The 19,663-nt window shown below is 72.6% G+C and carries 17 protein-coding genes; all 17 read right to left on the bottom strand.

The features are described 5' to 3' along the window. Positions 1 to 350 precede the first annotated feature (350 nt). On the bottom strand, positions 351 to 2,054 hold the full coding sequence (locus DQ384_RS00940) for a S8 family peptidase (protein ID WP_114026715.1): 1,704 nt from the start codon (positions 2,052 to 2,054) through the stop codon (positions 351 to 353). A gap of 192 nt (positions 2,055 to 2,246) precedes the next feature. Beyond that, on the bottom strand, positions 2,247 to 3,731 hold the full coding sequence (locus DQ384_RS00935; protein WP_114026714.1) for a glutamate synthase subunit beta: 1,485 nt from the start codon (positions 3,729 to 3,731) through the stop codon (positions 2,247 to 2,249). A 16-nt stretch (positions 3,732 to 3,747) separates the two neighbouring features. After that, entirely contained in the window at positions 3,748 to 8,262 is a 4,515-nt protein-coding gene (gltB, locus tag DQ384_RS00930; RefSeq protein ID WP_114026713.1) for a glutamate synthase large subunit, read from the bottom strand. 297 nt (positions 8,263 to 8,559) lie between these two features. Beyond that, the gene (locus DQ384_RS00925) at positions 8,560 to 9,225 is read right to left on the bottom strand and encodes a hypothetical protein (RefSeq protein ID WP_114026712.1); all 666 of its coding nucleotides are present in this window, start codon (positions 9,223 to 9,225) and stop codon (positions 8,560 to 8,562) included. A gap of 11 nt (positions 9,226 to 9,236) precedes the next feature. Further along, on the bottom strand, positions 9,237 to 10,043 hold the full coding sequence (locus DQ384_RS00920) for a hypothetical protein (protein ID WP_114026711.1): 807 nt from the start codon (positions 10,041 to 10,043) through the stop codon (positions 9,237 to 9,239). Between the two features lie 34 nt (positions 10,044 to 10,077). Then, positions 10,078 to 11,208 carry a prolipoprotein diacylglyceryl transferase gene (gene lgt / locus DQ384_RS00915; RefSeq protein ID WP_114026710.1) on the bottom strand — a complete coding sequence of 377 codons (1,131 nt, stop codon included), beginning with the start codon at positions 11,206 to 11,208 and terminating at the stop codon, positions 10,078 to 10,080. Positions 11,209 to 11,234: 26 nt separating this feature from the next. After that, positions 11,235 to 11,987 carry a DsbA family protein gene (locus DQ384_RS00910; RefSeq protein ID WP_114026709.1) on the bottom strand — a complete coding sequence of 251 codons (753 nt, stop codon included), beginning with the start codon at positions 11,985 to 11,987 and terminating at the stop codon, positions 11,235 to 11,237. Positions 11,988 to 12,011: 24 nt separating this feature from the next. Continuing rightward, on the bottom strand, positions 12,012 to 12,509 hold the full coding sequence (locus DQ384_RS00905) for a MauE/DoxX family redox-associated membrane protein (protein WP_245966161.1): 498 nt from the start codon (positions 12,507 to 12,509) through the stop codon (positions 12,012 to 12,014). 271 nt (positions 12,510 to 12,780) lie between these two features. Further along, complete coding sequence (gene trpA, locus DQ384_RS00900) at positions 12,781 to 13,575, bottom strand: tryptophan synthase subunit alpha (RefSeq protein WP_114026707.1); 795 nt, start codon at positions 13,573 to 13,575, stop codon at positions 12,781 to 12,783. 32 nt (positions 13,576 to 13,607) lie between these two features. Further along, the gene (gene trpB / locus DQ384_RS00895) at positions 13,608 to 14,798 is read right to left on the bottom strand and encodes a tryptophan synthase subunit beta (protein ID WP_245966206.1); all 1,191 of its coding nucleotides are present in this window, start codon (positions 14,796 to 14,798) and stop codon (positions 13,608 to 13,610) included. 47 nt (positions 14,799 to 14,845) lie between these two features. Continuing rightward, positions 14,846 to 15,670 carry an indole-3-glycerol phosphate synthase TrpC gene (gene trpC / locus DQ384_RS00890; RefSeq protein WP_114026705.1) on the bottom strand — a complete coding sequence of 275 codons (825 nt, stop codon included), beginning with the start codon at positions 15,668 to 15,670 and terminating at the stop codon, positions 14,846 to 14,848. Between the two features lie 220 nt (positions 15,671 to 15,890). Beyond that, positions 15,891 to 16,328, bottom strand: a complete 438-nt coding sequence (locus DQ384_RS00885; RefSeq protein ID WP_114026704.1) for a DUF2752 domain-containing protein — start codon at positions 16,326 to 16,328, stop codon at positions 15,891 to 15,893. Next, positions 16,325 to 16,741 carry a CD225/dispanin family protein gene (locus DQ384_RS00880; protein ID WP_114026703.1) on the bottom strand — a complete coding sequence of 139 codons (417 nt, stop codon included), beginning with the start codon at positions 16,739 to 16,741 and terminating at the stop codon, positions 16,325 to 16,327. The genes DQ384_RS00885 and DQ384_RS00880 overlap by 4 nt, the downstream gene beginning before the upstream one ends. Positions 16,742 to 17,056: 315 nt before the next feature. Further along, on the bottom strand, positions 17,057 to 17,737 hold the full coding sequence (locus tag DQ384_RS00875) for a TIGR02234 family membrane protein (protein WP_114026702.1): 681 nt from the start codon (positions 17,735 to 17,737) through the stop codon (positions 17,057 to 17,059). A 73-nt stretch (positions 17,738 to 17,810) separates the two neighbouring features. Further along, positions 17,811 to 18,155 carry a phosphoribosyl-AMP cyclohydrolase gene (gene hisI / locus DQ384_RS00870; RefSeq protein ID WP_114026701.1) on the bottom strand — a complete coding sequence of 115 codons (345 nt, stop codon included), beginning with the start codon at positions 18,153 to 18,155 and terminating at the stop codon, positions 17,811 to 17,813. Beyond that, positions 18,145 to 18,918: a cache domain-containing protein gene (locus tag DQ384_RS00865; RefSeq protein ID WP_114026700.1), complete on the bottom strand. Its 774-nt coding sequence runs from the start codon at positions 18,916 to 18,918 to the stop codon at positions 18,145 to 18,147. The genes hisI and DQ384_RS00865 overlap by 11 nt, the downstream gene beginning before the upstream one ends. Next, positions 18,915 to 19,637: a FadR/GntR family transcriptional regulator gene (locus DQ384_RS00860; protein ID WP_114026699.1), complete on the bottom strand. Its 723-nt coding sequence runs from the start codon at positions 19,635 to 19,637 to the stop codon at positions 18,915 to 18,917. Before DQ384_RS00860 ends, DQ384_RS00865 begins: the two co-directional genes overlap by 4 nt. Between the last annotated feature and the right edge of the window lie 26 nt (positions 19,638 to 19,663).

The raw sequence follows: 19,663 nt of genomic DNA, 5'->3' as shown, positions 1-19,663 counted from the left end.
CTAATTGGTACAGACCACTTGGCGATGACGAAGTCCACAGCCCCTGGCGAAATCCAGGTGACATGGGATCGCCATAAGGGCCCCGGTGTTCCGCGTCGCGGGAGGGAGCCCCTGTCACGAGGGGCTCCGGGATGGAGGCCGCGACGGCGGCGGCCGGGCCCGGGTGGTCCGTCAATGGTGTCCGTGCGCATCACAGGATAGTTGCCGCCGGGCGGCGAGGGGGGCCGCCCGGCGATCCGGCGCGCTGGTCCCGGACGGCCGTGAGCCGTGCCGCCCGGGAGGGAGGTGTCATGCCTGTGGCCGAGCCTTCGGCCCGGCGGTTCGGGGCGCTCGTGAGGCGCCCGAACAGGTCAGCCCTTGGTGGTCGCGGCGCGCGAGGCGCTGACGACGCCGCGCCCGTAGAAGCCGTTCTTGTCGCGGGGGCCGGCGCAGACGTGCGTGTCCTCGCTGACGGAGTACTTCGTGGAGCCGGACGCGGGGCACGCCTTCGGAGTGGCCGTGGCGTACAGCAGCTTCTCCACCGTGGCGGGGCTGAGGGCCAGGCCGCCCTTGCCCGGCTTGCCGAAGCGGCTGATCAGGATCGCGGCGACGCCCGCGGCGTGCGGCGAGGCCATCGAGGTGCCCGACAGGTACTGGTAGTAGGCGCACTTCCCGTTGTGGCAGTCGCGTACCACCTGCGAGCTCTTGGGCCTGCCCGAGGCGTCGATCAGGTTCTGCCTGCGCAGCACCTTCTCCGGGGCCGCGGCGAGGATCTCGCGGGCCGTACCCTTCAGGGACGTACCCTCGTCGGAGGGGTCGCCGCCGGGGGCGGACAGGTCGGTCTGCTCCACGCCGTAGTCGGAGTACCAGGCCTTGCCCCCGCTCGGGCCGAGCGCGGAGATGGACACGACGCCGCGGGACTCGGCCGGGACGTTGAGGCAGGAGTTGTCGATCTTGCGGTCGCGCTCGCTGTTGAGCGGGTAGCCGGGGCTGTCCTTGTCCACGGTCGGGCGGCCGAGGTCGGTGGCGCCGTTGCCGAGGGCGCTGATGAGCGTGACGCCGTGGCCGCGGGCGTAGTCGAGCGCGCGCTGGACGCCGGTGATGATGCCCTGCTGCTGGAGCTGCTCGGCCCGGGAGTCCGACGGGTTGTGGGCGCAGTTGAACGTCCACGGGTCGACGTAGAAGCTCATGTTGACCACGTCGATGCCCGCGTCGCCCGCGTAGGTGAGCGCGTCCAGGACCGGCTTGAGGAAGAAGAAGCCCGAGTCCGTGCCGGCGCGGATGTTGACCAGCGACACGCCGGGCGCGACCCCCGCGACCCCGATGCCGTTGAGCGGCGAGCCGATCGTGCTGGCGACGTGGGTGCCGTGGCCGTCGTCGTCCGCGTCGACCGGGTCCTTGCAGCTCTTGACCTCGCACGGCCCGTCGAGCTTCTTGCCATTGGAGTCGTTCGGGCGGTCGGTGACGAAGTTGCGGCTGAGCGCGCGGTTGAAGTTCGGGGCGATGTCCGGGTGGTTGCCGTCCACGCCGGTGTCGATGATGCCGACCAGGACCTTCTTGCTGCCGCGGGCCTTGGCGTAGGAGCCGGAGGCGGTCGCGCCGATCATCTTCATGTCCCACTGCCGGGACGACAGCGGGTCCGCGCCGCCCTTGGACGCGGTGCTCGCCAGCGCGGTGCTCGCCGACGTGGTCTCGGTGACGCCTTCGGCCGTGGCGGCCGCGGCGCGCGTGGACGCGGAGGTCAGAGCGGTGGCCGCGCCGATCCGGCGGTCGCTCGTCACGCCGACGACCGACCGGGAGGAGCCGAGCCGCTCGGCGAACGCGGTTCCCGCGCCCCGGGCGACGACGTAGCCGAGCTTGGCGTCGACGGCGCCCGCCGTGCCTCCCGCGGCCCTGATCGCGCCGAGCGCGTCGTCCCTGGCGCCGGGCGCGTAGAAGACCAGGAAGTCCGACGTCGCCTCGCGGACGGACGCGGCGCCGGCGGGACCGGCGCCCGTCAGGAGAGAGCCGACGGCGAGCGCGCCCACCGTGGCCGAAACGACAGCGCCTTTCAGGCGTCCGTACCCCCGCGTCATCTGACCCTCTCCTCATGCCTCGCGTATGACGAGGCAGCATCTTTCAGGGGATCGAGGACCAAAGCAACTTGTCGACAGATTCCTCCGGCGTACGACCCGATCTATACACATGTAACAACAAGCTATATGAGGCAAGCATAAAAACGTACAAAAAGGACGGCGCTTCGATGAGCGAAGCGCCGTCCTCGCAGGTCAGACCAGCGGCCGGGCCGTCGGCGGGATCGCCTCGGGAAGGGCCGTCTGCCCGGTCAGGTAGCGGTCGACGGACGCGGCCGCCGAGCGGCCCTCCGCGATCGCCCAGACGATGAGCGACTGCCCCCGGCCCATGTCTCCGGCGACGAAGACGCCGTCGACGCCGGACATGTACCCCTTGTCCCGCGCCACGTTGCCACGGGCGTCGAAGAACGCCTCCGGCTCGCCGGCGAGCGCGGCGAGGTCGTCGAGCAGAGGGCCCTTCTCCGGCCCCACGAAGCCCATCGCCAGCGTGACCAGCTCGGCGGGGATCTCGCGCTCCGAGCCCGGGATGGGCTTGAAGCCTCCCGCCGGGCCCTCGACGTCCACCAGGCGCAGGGCCTTCACCCGGCCCTGCTCGTCGCCGACGAACTCGGTCGTGGACACCGCGTACACCCGCGCGCCGGTCCCGGCCTCGAGCTCCTCGTGGGCGCTCTCCATCTTGAACAACATCGGGTAGGTCGGCCACGGCTGGGCGTCCGGCCGCTGGGCCGGCGGCCTCGGCATGATCTCCAGCTGGGTGATCGAGGCCGCGCCCTGGCGCACCGCCGTGCCGATGCAGTCGGCGCCGGTGTCGCCGCCGCCGATCACCACGACGTGCTTGCCCTCGGCGGAGATCGGGGACCGCGGGTAGTCGCCCTCCTGCGCCTTGTTGGCCGGCGGCAGGTACTCCATCGCCTGGTACACGCCCGCGAGCTCCCGCCCCGCCACCGGCAGGTCGCGCCACGCCGTGGCACCGCCCGCCAGCACGATCGCGTCGAACTCCTCGCGCAGCCGCGCGACCGTGACGTCCACGCCGACGTTGACCCCGGCGCGGAACTCGGTGCCCTCGGCGCGCATCTGCGCCAGGCGCCGGTCGACGTGGCGCTTCTCCATCTTGAACTCGGGGATGCCGTAGCGCAGCAGCCCGCCGACGCGGTCGGCCCGCTCGAACACCACGACGTCGTGCCCGGCGCGGGTGAGCTGCTGGGCGGCGGCCAGGCCCGCGGGGCCGGAGCCGACCACGGCCACCCTCTTGCCGGTCTTGGACGCCGGCGGCCGCGGGGTCACCCAGCCCTCGGCGAAGGCGCGGTCGATGATCTCGACCTCGACGCGCTTGATCGCCACCGGGTCGGAGTTGATGCCGAGCACGCACGCCGCCTCGCACGGCGCGGGGCACAACCGCCCGGTGAACTCCGGGAAGTTGTTGGTGGCGTGCAGCCGCTCGATCGCCTCACGCCAGTCGTCGCGGTACACCAGGTCGTTCCACTCGGGGATGAGGTTCCCGAGCGGGCAGCCGTTGTGACAGAACGGGATGCCGCAGTCCATGCACCGCGCGGCCTGCGCGGTCAGCGCGGGCTTGGGGAAGTCCTCGTAGACCTCGCGCCAGTCGCGGATGCGCACGTCGACCGGGCGGCGCGCCGGCAGCTCACGGGCGTGCGTCAGGAAACCCTTCGGGTCGGCCATTCGGTGGAACCCCCCTCTAACCGTGCACGGCGGCCATGACCGCCTCGTCGATGTCCCGGCCCTCGGCCCGCGCGGTCTCGGCGGCCTTGAGCACCCTCTTGTAGTCGATCGGCATGATCTTGCCGAAGCGGGTCAGCGTGCCGTCCCAGTCGTCCAGCAGCGCCTTGGCGACGGTGGAGCCCGTCTCGGCGAGGTGGCGCTCGACGATCTCGCGCAGGAACTCCGAGTCGGCCTCGGTGAGCTGCTCGATCTCGACCATCTCGCGGTTGACCCGCGCCTGGTTCAGGTCCAGCACGTAGGCGATGCCGCCCGACATGCCCGCGGCGAAGTTGCGGCCGGTCGGGCCGAGCACGATCGCGCGGCCGCCCGTCATGTACTCGCAGCCGTGGTCGCCCACGCCCTCGACGACCGCGGTCGCACCGGAGTTGCGGACGCAGAACCGCTCGCCCACCACGCCCCGGATGAACACCTCACCGGAGGTCGCGCCGTACAGGCCGACGTTCCCGGCGATGACCTGCGTCTCGGCGCTGAACGGCGCGTCCGGGTGCGGCCGCACGGTGACACGGCCGCCCGACAGGCCCTTGGCCAGGTAGTCGTTGGCGTCGCCGGTCAGCCGCAGCGTGACGCCCCTCGGCACGAAGGCGCCGAAGGAGTTGCCCGCCGAGCCGGTGAAGCTCACATCGATCGTGTTGTCCGGCAGGCCCTCGCCGCCGTACCGCTTGGTCACCTGGTTGCCGAGCATGGTGCCGACCGTGCGGTTGACGTTGCGGATCGGCAGCTCCAGCGTCACCCGGTCGCCGAACTTCAGCGCGCCCTCGGCGAGCTGGATCAGCGTGTTGTCCAGCGCCTTGTCCAGGCCGTGGTCCTGTGCGACGGTGTGCCGCAGCGGCGTGCCCTCGGGAAGCGAGGGCACGTGCAGGATCGGCGACAGGTCCAGGCCCGCCGCCTTCCAGTGGTCCTCGGCGGCCGTGGTGTCCAGGTACTCGGCGTGGCCGACGGCCTCGTCGATCGAGCGGAAACCGAGCGCGGCGAGGTACTCGCGCACCTCCTGGGCCACGAACTCGAAGAAGTTGACCACGAACTCCGGCTTGCCGCTGAACCGCCTGCGCAGCTCGGGGTTCTGCGTCGCGACGCCGACCGGGCAGGTGTCCAGGTGGCAGACGCGCATCATGACGCAGCCGGACACCACCAGCGGCGCGGTCGCGAAGCCGAACTCCTCGGCCCCGAGCAGCGCGGCGACGATGACGTCCCTGCCGGTCTTGAGCTGGCCGTCCGCCTGGACGACGATGCGGTCGCGCAGGCCGTTGAGCAGCAGGGTCTGCTGGGTCTCGGCCAGGCCGAGCTCCCAGGGCGCCCCCGCGTGCTTGATCGAGGTCAGCGGCGAGGCGCCGGTGCCGCCGTCGTGGCCCGAGATGAGCACGACGTCGGCGTGGGCCTTGCTGACGCCCGCCGCGACCGTGCCGACCCCGACCTCGGCGACCAGCTTGACGTGGACGCGCGCCTCGGGGTTGGAGTTCTTCAGGTCGTGGATGAGCTGGGCGAGGTCCTCGATCGAGTAGATGTCGTGGTGCGGCGGCGGCGAGATGAGGCCGACGCCGGGCGTGGAGTGCCGGGTCTTGGCGATCCACGGGTACACCTTGTGGCCGGGAAGCTGGCCGCCCTCGCCGGGCTTGGCGCCCTGCGCCATCTTGATCTGCAGGTCCGTGGCGTTGACCAGGTACTCGCTGGTGACGCCGAAGCGGCCGGAGGCCACCTGCTTGATCGCGCTGCGGCGCGCGGGGTCGTGCAGCCGCTCCGGGTCCTCGCCGCCCTCGCCGGTGTTGGACTTGGCGCCCAGCCGGTTCATGGCGATCGCGATGGTCTCGTGCGCCTCCCGCGAGATCGACCCGTAGGACATCGCGCCGGTGGAGAAGCGCCGCACGATGCTCTCGACCGGCTCGACCTCCTCGATCGGCACGGCCGGGCGCAGGCCCTCGCGCAGCTTGAACAGGCCGCGCAGCGTCATGAGCTTCTCGGCCTGGCCGTCCACCAGATCGGTGTACTGCTTGAAGATCTCGTAGCGGCGGGTGCGCGTCGCGTGCTGGAGGCGGAAGACCGTCTCCGGGCTGAACAGGTGAGGCTCGCCCTCGCGGCGCCACTGGTACTCGCCGCCGACCTCCAGCCGGCGGTGGGCGTTCTCGGCGCGCGGGTAGGCGCGCCGGTGGCGCAGCGCCGCCTCGCGGGCCAGCACGTCGAAGCCGACGCCGCCGAGCCGGGAGGTGGTGCCGGCGAAGCAGGCGTCCACGACGTCCTGGCCGAGGCCCAGCGCCTCGAAGATCTGCGCGCCGGTGTAGGACGCGACCGTGGACACGCCCATCTTGGACATGATCTTCAGGACGCCCTTGCCGTACGCCTTGATCAGGTTGCGGACGGCCACGCGCGGGTCGAGCGCGAGCGTCCCGGAGGCGATCATGTCCTCGACGGTCTCGATCGCGAGGTACGGGTTGACCGCGGAGGCGCCGTACCCGATCAGCAGCGCCATGTGGTGGCACTCGCGGGCCTCTCCGGTCTCGACGACCAGGCCGACGCGCGTCCGCGACCTCTCGTGGATCAGGTGGTGGTGCACCGCGCCGGTCAGCATCAGCGACGGGATCGGCGCCATGCGCGCGTCGGAGCCGCGGTCGGACAGCACGATGATGCGGGCGCCGCCGGCGATGGCCGCGGAGACCTCGGCGCAGATCTCCTCCAGGCGGTGCAGCAGCCCCTCGCCGCCGCCGGAGACCTCGAACAGGCCGGAGACGACGTGCGGCTGGAAGCCCGGCAGCGCGCCCTCGTCGTTGATGTGGATGATCTTCGCGAGCTCGTCGTTGTCGATCACCGGATAGGGCAGCACGAGCCTGCGGCAGGACGCGGGTCCCGGCGCGAGCAGGTTGGCCTCGGGGCCGATCGTCGTCTGCAGCGAGGTGACCAGCTCTTCGCGGATCGCGTCGAGCGGCGGGTTGGTGACCTGGGCGAAGAGCTGGCTGAAGTAGTCGAACAGCAGCCTCGGCTTCTCGCTCAGCACCGCCACCGGCGAGTCGGTGCCCATCGAGCCGATCGGCTCGGCGCCCGCCTTCGCCATCGGCGCCAGGATGATCCGCAGCTCCTCCTCGGTGTACCCGAAGGTCTGCTGGCGCTTCACCAGGGCCTCGTGGGTGACGATCGGGCGCTGGCGCTCGGGCAGCTCCTCGAACCGGACGAGACCGGCGTGCAGCCAGTCGGCGTACGGCTCGGCGGCGGCCAGCTCGGCCTTGATCTCGTCGTCCTCGATGATCTTGCCGAGGGAGGTGTCGACGAGGAACATCTTGCCGGGCTGCAGGCGGCCCTTGCGGACCACCCGCGACGGCTCGATGTCGAGCACGCCGGCCTCGGAGGCGAGCACCACCAGGCCGTCCTCGGTCACCCAGTAGCGTCCCGGGCGCAGGCCGTTGCGGTCCAGCACCGCGCCGACCAGCGTGCCATCGCTGAAGGTGATCGACGCCGGGCCGTCCCACGCCTCCATCGAGGTGGAGTGGTACTCGTAGAACGCGCGCCGCGCCGGGTCCATCTCGGCGTGGTTCTCCCACGCCTCGGGGATCATCATCAGCACGGCGTGCGGCAGGCTCCTGCCGCCGAGGTGCAGCAGTTCCAGGCACTCGTCGAAGGACGCGGTGTCCGAGCCGTCCGGGTCGCAGATCGGGAAGAGCCGCGCGAGGTCGCCGGGGATCAGCTCGCTGTTCAGCATCGCCTCGCGGGCCCGCATCCAGTTGCGGTTGCCCTTGACGGTGTTGATCTCACCGTTGTGGGCGACGTACCGGTAAGGGTGCGCCAGCGGCCACGACGGGAAGGTGTTGGTGGAGAACCGCGAGTGCACCAGCGCGATCGCGCTCTCGAAGCGCTCGTCGGTCAGGTCCGGGAAGAACTCGCCGAGCTGCGGGGTCGTCAGCATGCCCTTGTAGACGATCGTCCGCGACGACAGCGAGGGGAAGTAGACGTCCACCTCGTGCTCGGCCCGCTTGCGCAGGCAGAAGGCCAGCCGGTCGAGCTCCAGGCCGGTCTCGCCGCCCGGCGAGGAGACGAAGAGCTGCAGGAACGCGGGCATGACGGCGCGGGCGCTCGGGCCCGGGTGGGAGGCGTCGACGGGGAGCTCGCGCCACCCGAGAACCGTGAGGCCCTCCTCGGCGGCGATCTCCTCGATCATCCCGGTGGCGATCGCGCGGGCCTGCGCGTCCACCGGCAGGAAGGCGATGCCGGCGGCGTAGGAGCCGGCCGGGGGAAGGGGGAAGTCCACCGAGACGCGGAGGAACGCGTCGGGCAACTGCGTCAGGATGCCGGCACCGTCCCCGGTGTCCGGTTCACTACCCTTGGCTCCTCGGTGATCGAGATTGCACAGTGCCGTCAGCGCCTTCGCGACGATGTCGTGCGTGCGGCGGCCGTTCACGTCGGCCACCATGGCGACACCACAGGCGTCATGCTCGTGCGAAGGGTGGTACAGGCCCTGGGGCTCGGGGAGACCGAGGCGGGCAGCAGGCATTGAATCCCTCCCGTCGTCTTCGTCTGCTTCGTCTGGATTGGCGAGTGCAGGCAAGAGGGACGACGTTGGCCCTGCTGCTGTTAGGTGTGTAGAGACTACCTCACCCTGCCGGAATAGTGCCCGCCAGGTTGGGATCGCGAACATTCACCATCGGAGTGCCCACCTCTGGGTGTACACAGCCGTACGTCCCAGGCCGCGAACACAGAACGGTTCACGCCTCGTCGTTTATTCCAGATCGCCACGTCCTCAAACACCCCGGAGCCGGTCAGGATCGGGTCAAGGACGCCGGGAGCCCGCTCAGCCCGCAGCCAGGACCCGTGCCTGCGCGAACGCGCCCAGCCCGTCCAGCGCGAGCTGCGGGAAGGTCAGGTCGGCGCCGCCTACGTCCCCGACAGGGCCGACCCGGTTCCCGACAGGGCCGACCCAGTTGACGACGACGAAGTGGCCGAGGGCGCGCACCTCGGCGCGGCTGCGGGCGGCGTCGAACGCCTGCCGGCCGGGCGCGGGCCGCAGGAAACCGCCGCCGCGCCGGGGGTCGAGCGCCGCCACGAGGCGGTCGGCGGAGGCGCCGTCGGCCATGTCGAACACGGCGTACTCGCCGGCCACCCCGCCGCCCGCGCCGGCGAAGCCGCCGCGCACCACCCGGGCGCACCCCGAGGCCGCGGCCTTCACCTCGCTCCCCCATAGCGCCTCGGCGCAGTCGTCCGAGACCGTGACCTGGCCGCGTTCCATGGTCACGCCCTGCGCGGTCACGCGGGGCGAGGTCCCGAAGACCTCCTGCCCGGTCAGCGGGCGCGGGTCCAGCCGGCGGGTCGCGATGGGCGCGTACAGGGCGGACGTCGGCTCGCCTCGGAAGAACGCGGGGGTCGGGCCGGCCTCCGGCCGGGTGGTCACGTACAGGCCCGCGCCGGCGGCGGCGAGCACGCCGGCGACCGCGACGACGATCAGCGTACGGCTTGGCACGGCAGCCGACCCTACCCGGCCGGGAGGGGTGGCGGCCCGCCGACGGAGACGACGCGGTGGTAGATCGCCTTCTCTGCGCCCCGGGCGGCGAGGGTCAGGGACACGAAGTCGTCCTTCGGCTGCGGATCGCGGCCGTCGACCCGGCCGACCCAGACGAACCCGGCGTAGTGGCCCATGGCGTGCCCGCTGCCCTCGGTGTACCCGTCACCCGAGAACACCGCCGTCTTGGACTCCAGCGGACGCACCCACCCGCCACCTCGATACAGCGTCGACATGGCCTGCACCAACCCGTCGGCGGCCTCCGAGCTCGCCAGGTTGAACAGGGTGTACTGCGCGATGTACCGGCGGTCGGCGCTGAGGTAGACGCCGCGGACGGCCTGGGTGCAGCCGGTCTTGCCGAGCTCGGCCAGCACGCTGCCGCCCCAGACGACCGGCGCGCAGACGTCGTCGAGGCGCCGGTCCAGGAGCCTCAGCGTGAGGGGGCCGCTCTTCAGCGTCTTGGCCCCGAAGACCTCCTCGGCCTTCAGCGGGCCGACGTCGGCCTGGCGGCTCCCGATGGGGGCGAACAGCTTGGGCGACGTCCACGCCTGGTAATCGTCGGGGTGCGGCAGGCCGATCAGGTCACCCGAGCTCGGCTCGGGCGCCTGATCGCGGATGCCGACCGTGCTGACGACGAGCGTCAGCCCGAAACCGCCCGCCAGCACGGCCAGCACCGTGCCGATGACGATCAGCACGCGCTGCTGCCGCTGCGTCAGCCCGCGCTCGGTCAGGGCGGGGACCTCGAACGAGGAGCGACGTCTCTTACTGCGGGCGCTCACAGGCCGCCGGCTCCCCCCGAGGAGCGGCCTAGAGTCATCGCGAATTCGCCTCCGAGTCCGACGCCGCCGGCGCCTGGCCGGCCTCGGTCTTGGCGGCGGGCGCCGCCTCCTGGGCCTTGGCGGCCTCCACCTTGTCCGGCTCCGTCTTGCCGGGCTCGGTCTTGGCGGGCCGGGCCTCGTCGGCGGTCTCCCCGGCGTCGCCGTCCGCGCCGGACGGAACCGGATCGCGGGCGATCTCGTCCCCGTCCGCCTGGCCGGCCTCGTGTGCCGGGTCGGCCGCGGCCGTCTCGTGCGGGTCGGCCTGGTCGGCGCCGTGCGCGGGGTCGGCGGAGAGACCGGCGGCGGAATGCGGGACCACGATCTCTTCGGTGGTCTTGTCCCTGGTCAGCCAGAAGTAGAGCAGCGCGCCGGCGAACAGCACCAGGGCGGTCCACTGGTTGAGCCGCATGCCGAGGACGTGGTGCGCGGGGTCGACCCGCAGGCTCTCGACCCAGAACCGGCCGAAGGTGTAGCCCGCGACGTACAGCGCGAACAACCGGCCGTGCCGTAGCGTGAACCGCCGGCCCAGCAGGATCAGCGCGCCCGCGAGGAGCAGGTTCCACAGCGACTCGTACAGGAACGTCGGGTGGTAGGTGGACACACCCGCGACCGTGCCGTCGCGGCCCGGGTCGATCTCCAGGCCCCACGGCAGGTCGGTGGGACCGCCGAACAGCTCCTGGTTGAAGTAGTTGCCCCAGCGGCCGATGGCCTGCGCCACCGCGATGCCGGGGGCGACGGCGTCGGCGACCGCCGACAGCGAGATGCCGCGCCTGCGGCAGGCGATCCACACGCCGAGGGCGCCGAGCGCGATGGCGCCCCAGATGCCGAGGCCGCCGTGCCAGATGTACAGGGCGTCGATGGGCCGGTTGGGCGCGTCCGCACCGAAGTAGAGCTGCCAGTCGGTGATGACGTGGTACAACCGGCCGCCGACCAGGCCGAACGGGACGGCCCAGACGGCGAGGTCGGTGATCGTGCCCGGCTCGCCGCCGCGGGCACGCCAGCGGCGCTCGCCGATCCAGACGGCGGCGATGACGCCGAGCACGATGCAGAAAGCGTAGGCCCGCAGAGGGATCGGTCCGAGGTACCAGACCCCTTCGGGCGGGCTGGGAATGGAGGCCAGGGGCATGTCAGGTGACGTTACCGGTTCCGTGCCTACTTCGCGGCATCAAGGATGGTCTGGCGCAGTGAAGCCGGGCTGAACGCGACCTTGTTGTCGACCACCTTGCCGTCGAGCCGCACCGTCGGCGTGCCCTCCGGGACGAGCTTCGCGTCCAGGATCCGCTTGCTGTAGGTGGCCTGGGCCTCGGCGTTCTTCTGACCGCGCACGCAGGACTCGAAGCCCGGGTCGGTGACCCCGGCCTCCTTGCCCCACTTGACCAGGTCGTCGAGCGAGAAGCCGGCCTTCGTCTCCGGCGGCTGCTCCTTGAACAGCCGGTCGTGGAAGGCGATCCACTGCTCGCCGTTGGTGACGCAGCGCGCGGCCGAGGAGGCGCGCATGGTGTTCCCCAGCGCGGGCTCCTGCCCGAAGATGTTGATCGGGTGGTAGACGACCTTGACCTGGCCCGCGGCGGCCATGTTCTTCACCGTGGCCGAGCTGAACTGCTCGAACGCCTGGCACGCCGGGCACTGGAAGTCCTCGTAGATGTCCAGGACCGGCTTGGTGACGCCGGGCTTGGCCATGACGACCGAACCGTCCTGCTGGATGGTGATCGGCGCCAGCGCGCCGGTCAGGGTCTCCGACTTGCCGGACTGGACGTACCACCACCCGCCGCCGACGATCGTGAGCACCACGACGACCACGGCGACGACGGTGGCGAGGCGGCGGCGCTGCTGCTGCCTCGCCTCCTGCTCGCGCTGCGTCTTGATCCGCTCGCGGGCGGAGACTTCCCGCGCGGCCTTACCCATCAGAAGTCCTCCCTCAATCCGGCCTCAGGCCGGGCTCATTCCGGGCTCTCCGCCCTCGGGCTCCCCGCCGCCCGCGGCCGGGACGAGCCCGAGAGCCGAGTCGAGCGAGAAGCGGCCCGGGGGCAGCCAGGCGATCCAGGCGCCGAGCAGGAACAGCCCGGCGTCGCGAAGGATCTCCCACAGGTAGTTCGGATCCTGCCCGGCGCCGAGCCGGCCGCCGCCGCCGAAGCAGCCGCAGTCGATGCGCAGGCCCCGCGCCCACGCCGACGCGATGCCGACCACGAAGGCCAGCATGAGCAGCGCGGAGACGACGCCCGCCCAGCGCGTGAGCAGACCGACGACCAGCAACACCCCGACGACGATCTCGATGATCGGCAGGCCGTAGCCCACCGCGGTCGCGACCGACTCCGGCAGCAGCTCGTACGCCTTCACCGCCTGGATGGACAGGCCGGGCGTGCCGATCTTGAGCCATCCGGCGGCGATGAGCACGCCGGCGACCACGAGCCGGGCGACGGTCGTCACCCAGGGTACCGCTGGATGTACGTAAAGCCACCTCATCGGCGCGACCTCTCTGAGCTCGGCAAGTCATCGTCTTCTCTGCCCCTGGTGAAGCCGGTCGGGGAACGGCGGGCATGGCACGCCGGGGACCGGCCCGGTACCGGCTTCACGCCGAAGGGTACCGGCCACCAAGCCCATCATGACGCCGATAAGCGCCCGGTAAGCATCGCCCGGCGCGCCGGAGAAGAGGTCGCTGACCTCGGAAAACGGGTGAAATAGGAGCGAAGCGCGAAGATCAGGCGCGCACGCCCGCGGCGAGCTCGGCGGCGAGCTCGCGCACCGACGCCAGCCCCGTGGCCTCGTCGGGGGCGTCGAGGAGGCGGCGGATGAACGCCGACCCGACGATCACGCCGTCGGCGTACCCGGCGACCTCGGCGGCCTGCGCCCCGGTGCCGACGCCGAGGCCCACGCACACGGGCAGGTCGGTGTGGGCGCGGGTGCGCTTGACCAGGCCCTCGGCGGCCACGCCCACGCTCTCACGCGCGCCGGTGACGCCCATCAGCGAGGCGGCGTAGACGAAGCCGGTGCAGCACTCGGCCACGGCCTGGATGCGCTCGCCCGTGGAGCTGGGGGCGACCAGGAAGACGGTGTCGATGCCGGCCTCGGCGCTGAAGCGGCGCCAGGGCGCGGCCTCCTCGGGCGTGAGGTCGGGGGTGATGGTGCCGGCGCCGCCGGCGCCGGCGAGGTCGCGGGCGAAGCGCTCGGCGCCGTAGCGGTCGATCGGGTTCCAGTAGGTCATGACCAGCACGGCGGCGCCGGTCTTGGCCACGCCCTCGACGGTGCGCATGACGTCGGCGATGCGGGTCCCGCCGGTGAGCGCCTGGTGGACCGCGGCCTGGATCGTGGGACCGTCCATGAGCGGATCGGAGTAGGGCAGGCCGATCTCGATGACGTCGCAACCGGCCTCCACCATCGCGGTCGCGGCGGCGACGGCGCCGTCCTTGGTGGGGAAGCCGGCCGGCAGGTACCCGATCAGGGCGGCCCGCTTGTCGGCCCGCGCCTTCTCGAACACCGTCTGAAGAGTCGTCATGTCAGGGAGTCCCGCTCACAGGTTCTTGGGGCCTACAGGTTGAAATACTTCATGGCGGTGCCCATGTCCTTGTCGCCGCGGCCCGAGAGGTTGACCAGGATGGTGGCCTCGGGGCCGAGCTCGCGGCCGAGCTTGATCGTGCCGGCGAGCGCGTGCGCCGACTCGATCGCCGGGATGATGCCCTCGGTGCGGGCGAGCAGGGAGAAGGCCTCCATGGCCTCGTCGTCGGTGACGCCGTGGTAGGTGGCGCGGCCGGTGTCCTTCAGCCAGGCGTGCTCCGGGCCGACGCCGGGGTAGTCCAGGCCCGCGGAGATCGAGTGGGACTCGATGGTCTGGCCCTCGTCGTCCTGCAGGACGTACGTGCGGGCACCGTGCAGGACGCCGATCGAGCCCTCGGTGAGGGTGAGGGCGTGCTCGCCGGACGCCAGGCCGTGCCCGCCCGCCTCGTAGCCGTGCAGGGCGACGCCCGGGTCGCCGATGAAGGCGTGGAAGATGCCGATGGCGTTGGAGCCGCCGCCCACGGCCGCCGCGACCGCGTCGGGAAGCCGGCCGGTGAGCTCCAGGACCTGGCGGCGGGCCTCGACGCCGATGATGCGGGCGAAGTCGCGGACGATCTCGGGGAAGGGGTGCGGCCCGGCGACCGTGCCGAACAGGTAGTGCGTGGTGTCGACGTTGGTGACCCAGTCGCGGAAGGCCTCGTTGATGGCGTCCTTGAGCGTGCGGCTGCCGTTGGCGACGGGGACGACCCGGGCGCCGAGCAGCTTCATGCGGGCGACGTTGAGCGCCTGGCGCTCGCAGTCGACCTCGCCCATGTAGATGACGCATTCGAGGCCGAGCAGCGCGCAGGCGGTCGCGGTGGCGACGCCGTGCTGCCCGGCGCCGGTCTCGGCGATCACGCGGGTCTTGCCGAGGCGCCGGGTGAGCAGGGCCTGCCCGAGCACATTGTTGATCTTGTGGGCGCCGGTGTGCGTGAGGTCCTCGCGCTTGAGCAGGACGCGGGCGCCGCCGGCGACCTCGCCGAACCTGCGGACCTCGGTGACGGCGGTGGGCCGCCCGGCGTAGGTGCGCAGCAGGTGGTCGAACTCGCGCAGGAAGGCGACGTCGGCCTTGGCGTCCTGGTAGGCCTTGGCGACCTCGTCCAGGGCCGGGATCAGCGCCTCGGGCACGAACCGGCCACCGAACACCCCGAACCGGCCGTGGACGTCGGGATCGTTACCGGCCACGCCGCCGCCGGCGAGGTCGGCGGCGGTGATCAGGGTGCCCTCTGTGCTCACTGCTGCCTCTCGGGTGGGTTGTCGAATCGCGATGCGGGGTGCGCCCCCGCGGTGACCAGGTCGACCACGGCGGCGCGCGGGTCCTTGCCGGTGACGAGGCTCTCGCCCACGAGGACGGCGTCGGCGCCGGCGCGGGCGTACGCCAGCAGGTCGTGCGGGCCGCGGACGCCGGACTCGGCGATCTTGATCACGCCGTCCGGGATCTTGGGAGCCAGCCTGGCGAAGACGTCGCGGTCGACCTCCAGGGTCTTGAGGTCCCGCGCGTTGACGCCGATGATGCGCGCACCGGCGTCCAGAGCCCGGTCGAGCTCCTCCTCAGTATGCACCTCGACGAGGGGCGCGAGGCCGATCGACTCGGCGCGTTCGATCAATGAGACCAAAGCGTTCTGATCGAGGGCGGCCACGATCAGCAGGGCGAGGTCGGCGCCGTGGGCGCGCGCCTCCCACAGCTGGTAGGAGGTGACCACGAAGTCCTTGCGGAGGATGGGGATGTCGACCGCGGCGCGGACCGCCGCGAGGTCCTCCAGGCTGCCGCCGAAGCGCCGGCGCTCGGTGAGGACGCTGATGACGTGGGCGCCGCCCGCCTCGTAGTCGCCGGCGAGGGCGGCGGGGTCGGCGATGGCGGCCAGGGCGCCCTTGGAGGGGCTGGACCGCTTGACCTCCGCGATCACCGACACCTTGTCGCCGCCGAGCGCGGCGTAGGCGTCCTTACTGGCCGGGGCGCGCTGCGCGCGCTCCTGCAGGTCGGCCAGTGGCACTTCCCGCTGGCGATCGGCGAGGTCGGCCCGTACGCCGTCCAGGATCTCGTCGAGCACGCTCACTTGATCTCCTCGCTTGGCTCGCTCACCCGATCAGGGTCCCCTCCGGTCGACTGCGCCGCGGGCAGAGGAGGCCCGGCCCCCCTGACCGGCCGATCGCGGCCGATCACCCCGGAGGCCGCCTTCCTCTCCCGACCTTGCCCTGCCGATGGTATCGGGCTTACCGCCGTCGGCTCGCCACAGGGTGGCGACTCTGGGGGCGTCGTGGCGCGGAGTCCGGGGCTCACGGCGCGAGGAAGGCGCCGAACGGCAGGTTCCTCACGATCCAGTAGACGATGACGATCGCGAGGAACGCCCAGATGTACGCCGGCCGGGCGACCCGGGTGCGCGCCGGCCGTCCCCGCCAGGCGCGGAGGGCCCACCGTCCCCACCAGAAGAGCAGGAACGGGACGGTGACCACGGCGAGCGGGTTGAGGCCGAGCGCCGCCGGCAGGTCGCCGTGCGCCATGGCGTGGATGGCGCGCAGCGAGCCGCACCCCGGGCAGTACAGCCCGGTGACGAACAGGAACGGGCACGTCGGATAGTGGCCCGGCCGGTTGGGGTCCACCGTTCCGACGTAGGCGACGACGGCCCCCGTGAGCGCCGCGGCGCCGAGGGGCGCGAGCAGGGCCCGCGCTCCCCCGGCGCCGCGCCGCCCGGCGTGCGCCTCGCGCGCGTTCATCCGTACTGGGCGCCGTTCTGGATGGCCTGGAAGAAGCTCAGCCCGATCGTGAACGAGAGGATCAGGTAGAGCACCCACACGCCGAGCCCGACGAACAGCGAGATCATCCACCATTTCTTGGCCTGCGCGGAGGCCTCCAGCGCGCCCTGGTAGTCACCGGCCTCGTACTTGCCGTTGACCTTGCCCGCGAAGAAGATCGCGGGGAGGCTGAACGGGCCACAGCAGAACAAGGTGGTGAGGATCGCGGGGAGCAGCTGGTTGTTCGGCGGCTCGGGGGCGTAGGGCTGCTGGCCGTACCCGCCGGGACCGTACCCGCCCGGAGGCTGGCCGCCGTACCCGCCGCCCGGGGGCTGGCCGCCGTACCCCCCCGGAGGCGGAGCGTCGTAGCCGCCGCCCTGCTGGCCGTAACTCATCGATGATCTCCTTGCTGACGCGGGCCTGGCCTGGTAGCCGGCCGTACTGGCCGATCCGGTGCCGATGAACGCGAGCGGCCCCGCCCGAGACGGGGCGGCCCACCCGAGCAAGGTCGGACGACCGGGCGCCGAGCCCTCCCGTCCTCCCCCGTGCGCCTGGTTCCGGCGCGGGCCGTGTCCCCCGGGATCACCCGGCGGGCCCCGTGGCCCATGCCCTTACCCCCTGTGAGCCTTTCGGCGCGCATCGTGCGGCGGCAGCATAGCGACGTGGAGGGCGCCGCAGGAGCGAACTTCGACATTGTGGGCAGATCTTCACTAAACCCGTCGATCGCGCCCATCGGCGTCGCCGTCGGTCGGGTCGACGCCGCGGTCGAGCGCGTCCCACAGCGACCGCTCGGCGGACCGCCCGGCGCGGCCCTCCCGCCCGGCCGCGGGACGGCCATCCTCCCCGGAGGCGCCGCCCGGCCTGTCGTAGCGCTCGGACATGCCCGGCCACCGCGCCCCCCGCGCGACGGCGAGGACGCCCGCCGCCAGCAGCATGACTCCCCCGGCCGCCGCGGCCACGGGCCACGCCCAGGCGTGCGCGACGGCGGCGACGTCCGCGCCGGTCACCGTGGTGCGCTCCTCGGCCAGCGACACCAGCCGCGAGGAGGACGCCGCCCCGCCCGCCACCGCCCCGGCCAGCGCGAGGCCGATCAGGCCGAGGACGGCGCCCACCAGCCCGCGCCACGGCCCCCGGGTCGCGAGCACGGCGACCACGGCGGCGAGCGCGGCGAGGGCCAGCGGGCTCAGGACGGGCGCGATCTCGCCGCCGGTGAGCGGCACGGGCGGCGTACGGGCCGCCCCGGCACCTCCGCCGAGGGTGATCGTGGCCCAGGTGCGTCCGGAGGAGGCCAGCGCGAGGACGGCCCCCGCCACGCCGAGGACCAGCCAGGCGAGCAGCCCCCGCCGGGCCCTGCCCTCCGGGGACGCCTCGGGGGCGCGGGTGGCGGTCATCGCGCCGCGCCCGCGGGCACCGGGACGGCGTTCGCGCGGCCCGCGCTCACAGGGCTCACAGGGCTGACGGGGCTCATGGCGAGACCGGCAGGACGTCGGCGTCGAAGCAGGTGCGGTCGCCGGTGTGGCAGGCCGCCCCGACCTGGTCGACCTTGAGCAGGATCGTGTCGCCGTCGCAGTCGAGGGCGACGTGCCTGACCCACTGGACGTGGCCGGAGGTCTCGCCCTTCACCCAGTACGAGCGGCGGCTGCGCGACCAGTAGGTGGCGCGGCCGGTGGTCAGCGTGCGGTGCAGCGCCTCGTCGTCCATCCAGGCCAGCATGAGCACCTCGCCGGTGTCGTGCTGCTGGACGACCGCGGGCACCAGGCCGCCGGGATCGCGCTTGAGACGGTCCGCGATCTTCGGATCAAGAGGCATGGTGCAATTCTGCCGCAACCAGCCGCAGGGGCAGGTCACCGCACGGGTATGCGCGAAACCCCGCCTCGCCCCGGTACACCGAACCGGCCGGCCACCGGGCCGTGGTGGACGCCACGACACGCCCGGAGGCGTTGACCAGCAGCGCGGGCGCGCCGATCCCCCTCAGCACGGGGGCCAGCGTCCCCTCCAGCGACCGCACCAGGACGTCGGCCGCCGCCACCCCGACGAAGGCGCCGTTCACCAGGACGGGGACCGCCAGCGTGAGGCCGTACTCGTCGGTGCACAGGTAGTCGACGTAGGGGCCGCAGACGGTGCGCTCCGCTCCCGAGCGCGGACCGGCGAACCAGTCCCAGTGGGTGTAGTCGTAGAACGCGCTGCTGGCGGGGTCGAGGTCGCGCAGCAGCTGGACGGGGGCGCCGCCGGGCCTGTCCTGCCACCATTCGAGGTACCAGGGCGCGTCGGCGAGCAGGGCGGGGGCGGCGATGAAGCCGATGCCCGCGATGAGCGCGCCGAGATGCCCGGACAGCAGGGGCCGCAGCGCCGCCAGGTCGGCCCTCACCGGGTCGCGTCCACGGAGCCGCGCCCGCGCGACGCACTCGGCGGCGGCCGCGCGGACCTCGTCCAGCGCGCGGAAGACGCCGTCGGCGGCGTCACTGACGGCGAGGCGCGCCCGGTCGACGGCCGCCCCCGCCTCGTCCCCGGCCGCGTCGGCCCGGGGGGCTCTGGTGTCGTTGCCGGCGTCGATCTCGTGGAACCCGTTCACGTCTCTAGGAGCCGCAGCTCGATGAGGTGCTCGACGGCGTCGAGCACGTGCCGCTCGGCCAGCTCGCGCGCCTGGTCCGCGTCGCCCCGCTGGACGGCCTCGGCGATGGCGCGGTGCTCTGCCACCACCTCATCGTGCCTGGTGACGCCCGAGCGCGGAAGCCACAGCAGCGGTCCGATGTCGGCCTGTAACCGGATCTCCTCCTGGGTGAGGCGCGCCGACTGCGAGGCGGCGGCCACCTCGATGTGGAAGCGGCCCTCGACCCGTCCGCGCCGGGAGCCGGGCGCGGCGGCCATCTCGCCGATCGACCGCCACAGCGGCGCGAGGTCCTCGGGCAGGGAGCGCCGCGCCGCGAGGCGGGCGGCCGCGCCGGCGATGGCGGCGTAGTGGTCGCCGAGGTCGCGCAGCTCGCCGGCGGAGAACGCGCGCAGCCGGGCCTCGAACTCGCCGTCGTAAGGGTCGGGGGGCACGCGGACGAAGCTGCCGCCTCCCCTGCCGCGGCGGGTCTCGACGAGCCGGCGCCGCCGCAGGGCCGTCAGCGCCTCGCGCAGGGTGACGGTGGAGACGCCGAGCCGCCCGGCGAGCTCGGCCTCGCTGGGGAGTTGCTCGCCGTCGGCCAGCAGCCCGAGGGCGATGGCGCCTTCGAGGCGGCGCACGACGGCGTCCACCCGGGCCGTGCTGTCGACCGGGGAGAACACGGCCCGCAGAGCGGTGTTCATGCCCGCCCGCTCTCCCTTCGAAGTGA

Source organism: Sphaerisporangium album, assembly GCF_003323745.1.
Classification (GTDB): Bacteria; Actinomycetota; Actinomycetes; order Streptosporangiales; family Streptosporangiaceae; genus Sphaerisporangium; species Sphaerisporangium album.
The sequence above is the reverse complement of the archived record's forward strand: the minus strand, read 5'-3'. Positions and strand labels throughout refer to the sequence as shown.